The following is a 12218-nucleotide window of genomic DNA, read 5'->3' as shown; positions in this document are numbered from 1 at the left end:
ATAGGGGTGAAATGGCATGAGCATCAAAGCTGAAGAAATCAGTGCGCTGATTAAGCAGCAAATTGAAAACTATGAAACAGATATAGAAGTCAATGATGTGGGTACAGTTATCGAAGTCGGTGATGGTATCGCACGTGCTCATGGTCTTGACAACGTCATGGCCGGAGAGCTCGTTGAATTCTCTAACGGAGTTATGGGTCTAGCCCAGAACTTGGAAGAAAGTAACGTTGGTCTTGTCATTCTTGGACCATATACAGATATTAAAGAAGGCGATGAAGTTCGTCGTACAGGCCGCATCATGCAGGTTCCTGTCGGTGAAGAACTACTTGGCCGTGTCGTAAACTCTCTTGGACAGCCAGTTGATGGCCGCGGACCAATTGAAACGACAAAAACACGCCCGATCGAATCACCAGCTCCTGGTGTAATGGATCGTAAATCCGTTGATGAGCCACTTCAAACAGGAATCAAGGCGATTGACGCCCTTGTACCGATCGGTCGTGGACAACGTGAATTGATCATCGGAGACCGTCAAACAGGTAAAACATCTGTTGCGATTGACGCCATTCTGAACCAAGCCGACCAAGATATGATTTGTATCTACGTCGCAATCGGTCAGAAAGAATCGACAGTCCGTGGTACGGTAGAGACGCTTCGTCGTCACGGAGCGCTTGATTACACAATCGTTGTAACCGCAAGTGCCTCTCAACCAGCACCACTTCTTTACCTTGCTCCATATGCCGGAGTATCAATGGGTGAGGACTTCATGTATAACGGCAAGCACGTACTTGTTGTGTACGATGACCTTTCCAAGCAGGCTGCTGCATACCGTGAGCTTTCCTTGCTTCTTCGTCGTCCACCAGGTCGTGAAGCCTTCCCAGGGGACGTATTCTACTTGCACTCTCGTCTACTTGAGCGTGCGGCGAAATTGAGTGACGCGAAAGGTGGAGGATCTCTTACAGCTCTTCCATTCGTAGAAACACAAGCAGGAGACATTTCCGCTTATATCCCTACGAACGTTATCTCGATTACAGACGGTCAGATCTTCCTTCAGTCGGATCTCTTCTTCTCGGGTGTACGTCCAGCGATCAACGCCGGTCTATCCGTATCCCGTGTTGGTGGTTCCGCACAGATTAAAGCGATGAAGAAGGTTGCCGGTACACTGCGTCTTGATTTGGCGTCTTACCGTGAACTAGAAGCCTTTGCACAGTTCGGATCCGACCTTGATAAATCAACACAAGCGAAGCTTAACCGCGGTGCGCGTACCGTAGAAGTTCTGAAGCAAGGTCTTCACGAACCGCTTTCTGTTGAAAAACAGGTTATGATCATTTACGCACTGACAAAAGGACATCTTGATGAAATCCCAGTGGCGGACATCACTCGTTTCGAGTCTGAGTTCCACAACTGGTTAGACAATAACCGTTCAGATCTTCTGAAGACAATCCGTGAAACAGGAAAACTAGCAGAAGACGAAGATATGAAAGAAGCTGTCGAAGCATTCAAGAAGACGTTCGTAGCGAGTGAATAAGAGAAGGTAAGGGGTGGGTGAACAGCGGCGTACGAGCTTTTCATCGCTCCCTGGACTTCTTAAACAAACGTTTGATTGAAATCGACTGAACCAGCTAGAAAGGGTGGTGAAACAGCGTGGCATCCCTTAGAGATATTAAAGGCCGGATTACGTCCACTAAAAAGACGAAGCAGATTACAAAAGCGATGGAGATGGTATCTGCATCCAAATTGAATCGTGCTGAACAAAATGCGAAATCATTTGTTCCTTATAGTGAGAAAATCCAAGAGGTCGTGGCAAGTATTGCACAAGGCGGCGGTGATGCGAGTCACCCGATGCTTGAATCCCGTGAAGTGAAACGGACAGGGTACCTTGTCATCACTTCCGACCGTGGACTTGCAGGAGCTTATAACAGCAGTGTCCTGAGAAAAGTCTACCAGCAGATTCGTCAGCACCACACGTCTGCAGACGAATATACGCTGATTACACTCGGTCGGATCGGACGCGATTTCTTCCGTAAACGTAATATGCCAGTCGACATGGACATAACAGGCATTTCCGATCAACCGGATTTTGCTGATATCAAGGACATCGCCTCTGATACGGTTCAACTTTTCTCAGACGGTGAAATTGATCAGCTTTACATTTATTACAATCACTACGTCAGTGCCATCACTCAAGAAGTGACGGAGAAGAAAGTTCTTCCACTCACTGACTTCGGTGGAGAAAAGAAAGCAGCAGCTTCAAGTTCTTATGAGTATGAGCCGGACCAGGAAGGAATCTTAGAAGTCCTTCTTCCACAATACGCTGAGAGCTTAATCTACGGAGCTTTACTCGACAGTAAAGCTAGTGAGCACGCAGCCCGAATGACTGCGATGAAGAGTGCTACGGATAACGCTGATGAATTGATCGGCGACCTGACTCTATCTTACAACCGTGCACGTCAAGCTGCTATTACCCAGGAGATTACCGAGATTGTCGGCGGAGCCGCTGCCCTCGAGTAGAAAGTCTCTGATTTTTTTACAGTAAAGTTAGGAGGGAAATCGATGAGTAATGGACGCGTGACCCAAATCATGGGACCCGTTGTCGATGTCACGTTCGATGATGGACATCTCCCTGATATTAACAACGCCCTACACGTAAGTTACGAAGCGAAAAATGAAGACGAAAAAAGCGTCGACCTTACATTAGAAGTTGCCCTTCACCTTGGTGACAACACCGTTCGTACGGTAGCTATGTCATCAACTGATGGTGTAATGCGTGGTACTTCTGTTACAGATACAGGTGAGCCGATCTCTGTACCTGTAGGTGAAGTAACACTTGGTCGAGTATTTAACGTAGAAGGTAAGAACATCGACCTTGACGAGCCACTTCCTGCGGATGCCCGTCGTGACCCGATTCACCGCGAAGCTCCGAAATTCGATAACCTGGCAACAGAGACGGAGATTCTTGAAACAGGAATCAAAGTTGTAGACTTGCTTGCCCCTTATGTAAAAGGTGGTAAAATCGGTTTGTTCGGTGGTGCCGGAGTAGGTAAAACCGTACTGATCCAGGAATTGATCAACAACATCGCACAAGAGCACGGTGGTATTTCCGTATTCGCTGGTGTTGGTGAGCGTACTCGTGAAGGGAACGACCTTTACTATGAAATGACGGACTCTGGCGTTATCAAGAAAACAGCCATGGTCTTCGGTCAGATGAACGAGCCGCCTGGTGCACGTATGCGTGTTGCCCTGTCTGGTCTTACAATGGCCGAGTATTTCCGTGATGAAGAAGGACAGGACGTACTGTTCTTCATCGATAACATCTTCCGTTTCACGCAAGGTGGTCTTGAGGTATCCGCCCTTCTTGGACGTATGCCATCAGCCGTAGGTTACCAGCCTACTCTTGCAACGGAAATGGGTCAGCTTCAGGAACGTATCACATCTACGGACAAAGGTTCCGTTACATCGATCCAGGCGATTTATGTACCTGCCGATGACTACACGGACCCGGCTCCAGCGACAACGTTCGCCCACTTGGATGCGACAACGAACCTTGAGCGTAAACTATCTGAGCAAGGTATCTACCCAGCCGTGGATCCACTTGCTTCGACTTCCCGTGCGCTTGACCCTGAAATCGTTGGGGACGAGCACTACGAGATTGCCCGTGAAGTTCAACGTACGCTTCAGCGTTACAAAGAGCTTCAGGACATCATTGCCATCTTAGGTATGGATGAACTTTCTGATGAAGATAAGCTGACTGTATCACGTGCTCGTCGCGTACAGTTCTTCCTATCTCAGAACTTCCACGTAGCTGAGCAGTTCACAGGACAGCCAGGTTCTTATGTACCGGTTGCTGAAACTGTCAAAGGCTTCAAAGAAATCCTTGAAGGCAAATACGATGACATTCCAGAGGATGCGTTCCGTCTAGTCGGACGTATTGAGGAAGTCGTTGAAAAAGCAGAACAAATGCAATAAACCATAGGTGATGTAAAGGGAAGGCGTTCTTCTACATGAACGCCTTGCCGTTTGCTAAAGCCCAAGGAGGAATTACTATGAGCACACTAACGGTGAGTGTTGTCACTCCTGATGGCCCGGTATTGGAAGATGCATTTGAAATGGTTAGTTGTAAGGCGGAGAGCGGGGAACTTGGAATTCTGCCAGGACACATCCCAATGGTCGCTCCTCTGACAATCAGCGCGGTTCGTCTTAAAGGCGAAGGAAAATCAGATCGTATCGCTGTCAGCGGTGGCTTCTTGGAAGTGCGTCCTGACAAAGTGACGATTTTAGCTCAATCAGCTGAGAAACCAACTGATATCGACATCGACCGTGCCCAAAAGGCGAAAGAGCGTGCCGAGCGCCGTCTGCAAGATAAGCAATCCGACATAGATTTCAAACGGGCTGAAATGGCACTCAAACGAGCCGTCAATCGTTTGGACGTTTATGATAACAACTTCTAAACTGCTTTCATCTTTGAGAGCAGTTTTTTGTTCTTTTTGATAATCTTTGGCAGATCCAGGATGTGAAGGGTGCGAACTAACTGACTTTCGACTTCAATTGATGTCGTATTCAGTTACTATTACCCGGGAAATGAAATAATTATGTCCGATTCTGTTTGAGCGATGTCACAATATGGTATAGAAGAGAGAAACGAGGTGTTCAAGCGGTGGAACAGTACTTCGCAGAAGAAGCCCTTCTCAGTATGACCTCCCACTTGATTTTCATCATTATTACGTGGAGGCTCGTGCAGGCCGTTAACTTCGACGCTTTTTTCAGAAAGAATCGAGTGTTCGAAGCAAGAATCTTTATTGTATTCATCACCATTGCCCTTGGTACAACGGTCAGTAACTTCTTTTTAGACTTTATTTCGTGGTCGAATAACCTGATTTATTTGTTCTGATGGGCTTGTCTAAAGTTGTTAGGAATTGTATCGTATGAACGGTGTCTTCTCAGGTCAAACTGATAGTAAGTTGATGCTTGGGGAGGCATATATAAATGAAAACTTTATTGGCTGTCGTTGGTGCGTTGGTGATTTTCGGGACAGGTGTTTATCCACAGGAGAGGGCTGATCAGAGCCAACTCGAACAATTCGCAGCCTTTGCTGAGGATGAGCAGCTGGAAGTGACGTCATGGACTGTGACGATGAAAGAATCGATCCAGCAGACCAAAAGTGAAGAATGGGTAACAAAAGCCTCATCTTTTTATAAATCCGAGCCGATATTAGAAAAAATGGCGAATGCCGATAAGCTGACATGGCAGAATAAATCGGGACAGGTAACGGAGACTTTAAGCCTAATTATCCCAGTGGATTCCAACAATTCCGTTGAAAGGGTTTATGCGCTGAATGGGAAGGGAACTGCTTCTCTAAGCCAAAAAGTAGAAGAACGGAAAAATCTCGCAAAAAGTCGACTGTTCTCAAAAAATGTCACTATTTTCTCTTGTCTCAAGTCCGAAAAGAATGGTATTATTGATGATGTTTTAATGTATGAAAAGTTTAGAGATGTGTTTAATGTTGAAACGATAAATGAAGTCACTGACAATGGTTGGACCAGCTGGTCCGGACATAGTAAGAAATGGGGTCAATCCCTACCCATACTTAATGATGAGATGAATGTTCAGTTTGCATCTAGAATATTGGGCGGGAGGACAAACGTTACGATTGGAACACCCATAATTACTGCTGAATATTAATAGTAATGAATAAGGACGCGGAGGAGAATGAACCTTGGAAAAAATCATCGTCCGTGGTGGGAGGCAGCTGAATGGCTCTGTGAAAGCAGAAGGTGCCAAAAATGCCGTACTGCCTGTCATCGCAGCAAGTATAATCGCAAGTGAAGGAAAAAGCGTTTTGCATGATGTACCTGCACTAGCAGATGTTACGACAATTAATCAAGTGATTAAACATATGAATGCAGATGTACATGTTGAAGGAAATACAGTTGTAGTAGATGCTTCTAACCAGTTGGAAACAGAAGCCCCAATTGAATATGTCCGCAAGATGCGTGCCTCTGTTCTTGTACTGGGACCGCTTTTGGCCCGCTATGGTCATGCAAAGGTCGCTATGCCTGGAGGTTGTGCCATTGGATCCCGCCCGATTGACCAACACCTGAAAGGGTTTGAAGCAATGGGCGCAGAAGTCACTGTTGGAAATGGATATGTCGAAGCGCATGTAAAAGGTCGTTTACAGGGAGCAAAGGTTTATTTTGACGTACCAAGTGTAGGTGCTACTGAGAACGTCATGATGGCCGCAGCTCTAGCTGAAGGGAAAACGATTCTTGAGAACTGTGCCAAAGAGCCTGAGATTGTCGATCTTGCCAACTACTTGAACAAGATGGGCGCACGCATCGTTGGAGCTGGAACGGAAACGATCCGGATCGAAGGTGTGGAAAAGCTTACGGGTGCTGAACACACGATTATTCCTGACCGTATTGAGATCGGAACCTTCATGGTTGCTGCAGCGATCACAGGCGGGAACGTATTCGTGGAAGGTGCTATGCCTGAACACATCCGTTCTGTCATTTCTAAGATGGAAGAGATGGGTGTCAAAATCACTGAAGAGAACGATGGTATTCGTGTCATCGGACCGAAGAAGTTGAAGGCAACAGACATCAAGACCATGCCGCACCCTGGATTCCCAACGGATATGCAGTCGCAGATGATGGCTCTTATGTTGAGTGCACAAGGCACGAGCGTCATCACAGAAACGGTATTCGAGAACCGCTTCATGCACGTGGAGGAATTCCGCCGCATGAATGCACACTTGAAGATCGAAGGACGCAGCGTCATCGTTGAAGGACCTTCTGACCTTCAAGGAGCAGAAGTTGCCGCAACGGACCTTCGTGCAGGAGCCGCCCTCGTTTTAGCCGGGCTGGTCTCTGAAGGCTATACGCGCGTAACAGAGCTTAAGCATCTGGATCGTGGGTATGTAAACTTCACAGAGAAGCTTCGTCAGCTTGGTGCCGACATCGAGCGCGTCAGCGAAGTCGAATCGTATCAAGAAGAACTTGAGCCTAGCGAATCACTATCGACTTTATAATGTATTCAATCCGAGCCTGTCTATTTCACGCAATTGTGAAATAGGCAGGCTTTTTTATTTTTTCTCAGGGACCTTGAAAAGCGTGAAGCATTTTTCTCTCAGAAGGTTCTATCATCCGACTCTCGTGGATATATATTTACTAGAGGGTTGTTCCCTCGATTCTTAGCCAGGGAGGATGCGAATGAAAAGAGAAAATTGGATAGGAATCATCGCGGTCGGTGGCCTGTTTATGGCCATACTCATCATTCCTACATTAATTGTCGTACCATTCACCGAGTCAGGCGATACGGCTCAAGTTCGCGAAACGCCTCAAGAGTTCCAAGTGGAAGACATCCCATCGAACCTATCTCCTTTTTCCGTTAAGGTATTACGAGAGAGTGGAAAGGTAGAGGAAGTACCGCTCGAGAAGTACGTCTCAAGAGTCGTTGCGTCCGAAATGCCGGCGAACTTCGAGTTAGAAGCGTTGAAAGCCCAGTCCTTGGCTGCCAGAACCTACATCATTCGCCACTTGGTCAACGGCGAATCGATTTCAGAATCAGCAGACGTGACCGACACCGTTCAACATCAGGTCTATAAGAACGATGAAGAACTCAGACAATTGTGGCAGGAGCAATACGCATCCAATATGAAAAGAATCAACCAGGCTGTCCAGGAAACGTCAGGAGAGATCATGACGTACAACTCTGAGCCGATTACCGCTGCCTTTTTTTCAACAAGTAACGGATTCACTGAAAACGCAGAAGATTATTGGGAGAGTGAAATTCCGTATTTGAAAAGCGTCGAAAGTCCGTGGGATGAAACCTCACCGAAGTTTAACGACCAGAAGATCATTACGTCTGTCGAGCTAGAGGCGGCTCTCGGCATCTCCTCCATTTCGAATACGACCCTTACGAAAACAGAGGGGAACCGGGTGGATGAAGTGCACTTCGGAGACAAGACGTTCACAGGACGAGAAATCCGTGAAGCATTCGACCTGAAATCCAGCGATTTCTCCATTCAACAAAAAGGCGATCACATCATTTTTACAACGAAGGGCTATGGCCATGGTGTAGGGATGAGTCAGTATGGGGCGAACGGAATGGCGCTGTCAGGAAAAAGCTACAAAGATATCGTGAAGCACTATTACAAAGGGATCGAAATCTCCCCAGTCAGTACGCAGACAGCATCTTTGAAATAACGGAAATGCCGGGTGCAGAAGCAGTCACCCGGCATTTTTTATAAAAATTTTCCACTTCATGTATAGATTCCCTCTAAAGTGTTCAGAATGATTTTTGAGGTGATGAACATGAGAGAGGAAGAAAAAAAGAGCGTGACTAAATTAAAGTTTAAACGCTTGATGCGCAAGAAGTGGTTGTATCCAGCTTTGTATCTGTCCGTAGCTGCATTGGTGTTAGTCGGAGTGTTTTGGTATCAACAGGGTGCTGATAACTTAGACCAAGTCGCGGATGAACCTGACACACAAGTTGAAGACGAAATCCTGACAAACAATACGCAAGAAGAGTCGGTACCGGTCATGGAGCAGGAAGAGAACCTGCAAATGCCAGTTGTAGATGAAGCAGCAGCTTCCATCGTAACGAAATTCTATGACTACGACGCTTCAGAAGCAGACCAAGAAAGTGCACTGGTTCTATACAACAATAAGTATTACCAAAGTGAAGGCGTAGATATCACACGTGAAGACGGAGAAGCTTTCGAAGTAACAGCCGCTATGTCCGGTACTGTTACGGAGATCAAAGAAGATCCACTTTACGGAAACGTAATCGAACTTTCCCACGATGGTGAAGTTTCAACAGTCTATGCAAGTCTTGACCAAGTCCAAGTAGAAACAGGAGCAGAAGTCACTCAAGGTGATGTTCTTGGAACTGCAGGAAGCAACTCTTTCGGACAAGCAAGCGGCGTTCACGTACACTTTGAAGTACGCGCTGCCGGCGAGCCTGTCAACCCTGAAAACTTCTTCGGACAGCCAGTCAGCAAAATCAAAGACGGTGCTGAACAAGGAGAAGAGGAAGAAGGAGCTCAAGACAACACGCCAATGAATGAAGACGGCGCAGAAGATGAAGATGCTCAGGATAACACGCCTGCTGTCGATGAAGACGAAGAAGGCACACCATCTGAAGAGCCATCTGAATCAGAAGAGCAGCCAACTCCAGAAGAAGACAGCGCATCATCAATCTCAACATTCCAAGCTTAAAATGAGGGTATCTTTACCCTCATTTTTTTTGTTTTTTTTGATGGTTCTGGATGATTGGGACAGGGAGAAGATGCTCGGAGGGGAGGTTGTCCTGATAAAAGCTAAATGGGACAAGGGGGCGCGGTATGAGACCTGGGGCTGTCCCAATAAAGGATAAATGGGACAAGGAGCAGCCGGATGAAGGTCGGGGTTGTCCTGATAAAAGCTAAATGAGACAGGGAGCCGCCGCATGAGGTCTGGGGCTGTCCCGAAAAAGGATAAATGGGACAAGGAGCCGCCGCATGAAGGCCGGGGCTGTCCCAATAAAAGATTAATGGGACAGCGAAGCCTTTTGCCTCTGATCATCAGTCCCAATAGCAGCCCCAAGCCCAATTCGAACAGACCACCTCTTCTGAAAAGAGAAGCCTGTCCCTCGACCCCGCATAAACCCCTGTTCTACATAAATGGCATAACTCCAAATCTTTATTAATACAATGAAGATAACCGAGCACTCGGTAGCATCCAGGGTCTTTCACCATGACAAACATCAAGAGAAACCCACACAGATTTAATGACAGAAACGCTTTCCCTTATGAACCCACCCCCTTGGATAGTCAATCACAGGAGGCGAGTGGAGTGCATGATTACATCAAAGAGAGGACCATCAAGATTGGAGAGCACGTGATTGAAACAAAGAAGACGGTACGGGTGATTGCAAAGGAATTCGGAGTATCTAAGAGTACGGTACACAAGGATTTGACGGAGCGGCTTCCAGAGGTGAATCCTGAGCTTGCGAAGGAAGTTAAGAAGATCCTTGATTACCACAAAGAAATTCGACACCTCCGCGGTGGAGAAGCGACACGAAAGAAATACAGGACAGATGAGCCGGCTGCTGAACCCACTGCCTGATTGTACGATCCTTCCTTTGTCACAAATCCTCGATATATAGGAACTTTTTTCTTTTCAAGTAAGACGAATGTCGTAATCTTGTGATAGAATATAGAATTAGATATGTTTGTATGCTCAGGTGAGGAATTGAGCTGCAAGTCGACTAAAAAACGAAGATTTGATGAATGATAAATAGCAATAGGACTGTTTTCACAATAGGGAGGATCTACAGGACATGTTCGCAAGAGATATCGGAATTGACTTAGGTACGGCTAACGTACTGATACATGTAAAAGGAAAAGGGATCGTGCTGAACGAACCTTCTGTCGTTGCGATGGACCGTAATACGGGCAAAGTGCTTGAAGTAGGTGAAGAAGCCCGTCGTATGGTTGGACGTACGCCTGGAAACATCGAAGCGATGCGCCCATTGAAAGATGGCGTCATTGCCGATTTCGACGTGACAGAAGCGATGCTGAAGCACTTCATCCAAAAAACGAACGTACGCGGATTTTTGTCGAAGCCACGCATGTTGATCTGCTGTCCGACGAACATTACGAAGGTCGAGCAGAAGGCGATCAAAGAAGCGGCTGAAAAATCAGGTGGTAAGAACGTCATTTTAGAAGAAGAGCCGAAAGTGGCTGCGATCGGCGCGGGCATGGACATATTCCAGCCGAGCGGGAATATGGTCGTAGACATCGGTGGTGGAACGACGGATGTTGCGGTCCTTTCCATGGGTGATATCGTAACCGCTTCTTCGATCAAAATGGCCGGAGATAAGTTCGACCACGAAATTCTTCAATACATCAAGAAAGAGTATAAGCTCCTCATTGGTGAGCGTACGGCAGAAGACATCAAGATCAAGGTGGCGACGGTCTTCCCTGGTTCTCGTCAGGAAGAGATCGAGATTCGCGGCCGTGACATGGTATCAGGATTGCCGCGCACGATTACGGTGAATTCTGAAGAAGTCGAGCGTTCATTGAGAGAATCCGTACAGGTGATCGTTCAAGCAGCGAAGCAGGTGCTGGAGCGCACACCACCTGAACTTTCTGCCGATATCATCGACCGTGGTGTCATTATGACCGGCGGTGGAGCATTGCTTCACGGCATCGATCAGCTGCTTGCAGAAGAGTTGAAGGTCCCTGTTCTCGTAGCAGAGTCTCCGATGGACTGTGTCGCGACAGGAACAGGCATCATGCTTGAGAACTTGGATAAGCGAGTTTCTTCCAGATCATTATAAACAGGAAAAAAGGCGGCCGTTCTTGAACGGACAGCCTTTCATACATAACTAAAGGAGCGATCACCGTTGTTACGAGGATTCTATACCGCAGCTTCAGGGATGAAAGCGAACCAGCGAATGCAGGAAACATTGTCGAATAACATGGCGAATGCTTATACGCCAGGGTACAAAGCGGATCAAGGAACGATGCGTGCTTTTCCCGAGCTGTTGATCGAACAGATGGGGTCGAAGCGCATTCCGACGAAGGAAGGGCTTAACCTGCCTGTCAGACACGGAATTGGATCCCTTAACACTGGTGTGTACCTTCAGGAAACGGTACCGTCCTTCACGCAGGGAGACCTGCGTGAAACGGGCGTTTCCACCGATATGGCGATTCTTCAAGGCGAAGTACCCGATGAAGCCGGTGCTGTCTTTTTCGATGTTCAAAATGAAGCCGGCGAAGCCCGTTATACGCGTAACGGCAACTTCACAGTGGATAACGAAGGCTTCTTGACGACAAACCAGGGGTATTACGTGCTGGATGACGCAGGCAACCCGGTCAATACTGGGGGCATGGAATTTGACGTTTCAGATGACGGTGTGCTGAATATCGACGGACAAGAGATTCCACTTGGTCTATCCTATTCACCGAATGCACCGGACATGGTGAAGCAGGGAAATGATGTGTATCAGCCTGGAGAAGAGGCAGCGCCGCTTGTCGATGCACGGGCAAACCCTGACACAGCGTTCGCGATCCGTCAGAATGTGTTGGAGGGCTCTAACGTCGACCCAGCGAGAACGATGACCGAAATGATGAATACATACAGAACGTTCGAATTGAATCAACGTGTGTTAAAAGCGTATGACCAAAGTCTTCAAAAAACCGTAACAGAAATCGGAAGACTTCGATAAGGAGGCCCTAC

At 47.2% G+C, this 12218-nt stretch carries 12 protein-coding genes; all 12 read left to right on the top strand.

All coding sequences use genetic code 11. From position 1 onward, the window contains the following. Nucleotides 1-16: 16 nt before the first annotated feature. The 12 genes from atpA (at nucleotide 17) to LCM20_RS10435 (ending at nucleotide 12207) form a co-directional block, all read left to right on the top strand. A complete protein-coding gene (gene atpA / locus LCM20_RS10490; protein ID WP_225195410.1) occupies nucleotides 17-1525 on the top strand; it encodes a F0F1 ATP synthase subunit alpha in 1509 nt (502 codons plus the stop codon). 116 nt (nucleotides 1526-1641) lie between these two features. Continuing rightward, the gene (locus LCM20_RS10485) at nucleotides 1642-2508 is read left to right on the top strand and encodes a F0F1 ATP synthase subunit gamma (RefSeq protein ID WP_225195409.1); all 867 of its coding nucleotides are present in this window, start codon (nucleotides 1642-1644) and stop codon (nucleotides 2506-2508) included. Nucleotides 2509-2550: 42 nt separating this feature from the next. After that, nucleotides 2551-3963 (top strand): F0F1 ATP synthase subunit beta, encoded by a 1413-nt coding sequence (atpD, locus tag LCM20_RS10480; RefSeq protein WP_225195408.1) that lies wholly within the window; start codon nucleotides 2551-2553, stop codon nucleotides 3961-3963. 77 nt (nucleotides 3964-4040) lie between these two features. After that, on the top strand, nucleotides 4041-4445 hold the full coding sequence (locus tag LCM20_RS10475) for a F0F1 ATP synthase subunit epsilon (protein WP_225195407.1): 405 nt from the start codon (nucleotides 4041-4043) through the stop codon (nucleotides 4443-4445). A gap of 206 nt (nucleotides 4446-4651) precedes the next feature. Next, the gene (locus LCM20_RS10470; RefSeq protein WP_225195406.1) at nucleotides 4652-4885 is read left to right on the top strand and encodes a DUF1146 family protein; all 234 of its coding nucleotides are present in this window, start codon (nucleotides 4652-4654) and stop codon (nucleotides 4883-4885) included. Nucleotides 4886-4980: 95 nt separating this feature from the next. Continuing rightward, nucleotides 4981-5676: a YwmB family TATA-box binding protein gene (locus LCM20_RS10465; RefSeq protein ID WP_225195405.1), complete on the top strand. Its 696-nt coding sequence runs from the start codon at nucleotides 4981-4983 to the stop codon at nucleotides 5674-5676. 34 nt (nucleotides 5677-5710) lie between these two features. Then, nucleotides 5711-7021 carry a UDP-N-acetylglucosamine 1-carboxyvinyltransferase gene (gene murA / locus LCM20_RS10460; protein WP_225195404.1) on the top strand — a complete coding sequence of 437 codons (1311 nt, stop codon included), beginning with the start codon at nucleotides 5711-5713 and terminating at the stop codon, nucleotides 7019-7021. A 181-nt stretch (nucleotides 7022-7202) separates the two neighbouring features. Then, entirely contained in the window at nucleotides 7203-8198 is a 996-nt protein-coding gene (spoIID, locus tag LCM20_RS10455; RefSeq protein ID WP_225195403.1) for a stage II sporulation protein D, read from the top strand. Between the two features lie 132 nt (nucleotides 8199-8330). Then, nucleotides 8331-9212 (top strand): peptidoglycan DD-metalloendopeptidase family protein, encoded by an 882-nt coding sequence (locus tag LCM20_RS10450; RefSeq protein WP_225195402.1) that lies wholly within the window; start codon nucleotides 8331-8333, stop codon nucleotides 9210-9212. Between the two features lie 615 nt (nucleotides 9213-9827). Then, on the top strand, nucleotides 9828-10100 hold the full coding sequence (spoIIID, locus tag LCM20_RS10445; protein WP_318247308.1) for a sporulation transcriptional regulator SpoIIID: 273 nt from the start codon (nucleotides 9828-9830) through the stop codon (nucleotides 10098-10100). A gap of 214 nt (nucleotides 10101-10314) precedes the next feature. After that, the gene (locus LCM20_RS10440; protein ID WP_225195401.1) at nucleotides 10315-11316 is read left to right on the top strand and encodes a rod shape-determining protein; all 1002 of its coding nucleotides are present in this window, start codon (nucleotides 10315-10317) and stop codon (nucleotides 11314-11316) included. Between the two features lie 66 nt (nucleotides 11317-11382). Beyond that, entirely contained in the window at nucleotides 11383-12207 is an 825-nt protein-coding gene (locus tag LCM20_RS10435) for a flagellar hook-basal body protein (protein ID WP_225195400.1), read from the top strand. The last annotated feature ends 11 nt before the right edge of the window (nucleotides 12208-12218 follow it).

The sequence above is a fragment of the Halobacillus litoralis genome (assembly GCF_020171725.1).
Lineage (GTDB): Bacteria > Bacillota > Bacilli > Bacillales > Halobacillaceae > Halobacillus > Halobacillus litoralis_F.
Note: the sequence above shows the minus strand (reverse complement) of the source record. Positions and strands in the feature narration are given on the sequence as shown.

Excerpts from the sequence above, each read along its gene's own strand:
- LCM20_RS10440 (WP_225195401.1), top strand. The coding sequence starts at position 10,315 with ATGTTCGCAAGAGATATCGGAATTGACTTAGGTACGGCTAACGTACTG.
- spoIID (WP_225195403.1), top strand. The coding sequence starts at position 7,203 with ATGAAAAGAGAAAATTGGATAGGAATCATCGCGGTCGGTGGCCTGTTT.
- atpA (WP_225195410.1), top strand. The coding sequence starts at position 17 with ATGAGCATCAAAGCTGAAGAAATCAGTGCGCTGATTAAGCAGCAAATT.
- LCM20_RS10465 (WP_225195405.1), top strand. The coding sequence starts at position 4,981 with ATGAAAACTTTATTGGCTGTCGTTGGTGCGTTGGTGATTTTCGGGACA.
- LCM20_RS10475 (WP_225195407.1), top strand. The coding sequence starts at position 4,041 with ATGAGCACACTAACGGTGAGTGTTGTCACTCCTGATGGCCCGGTATTG.
- atpD (WP_225195408.1), top strand. The coding sequence starts at position 2,551 with ATGAGTAATGGACGCGTGACCCAAATCATGGGACCCGTTGTCGATGTC.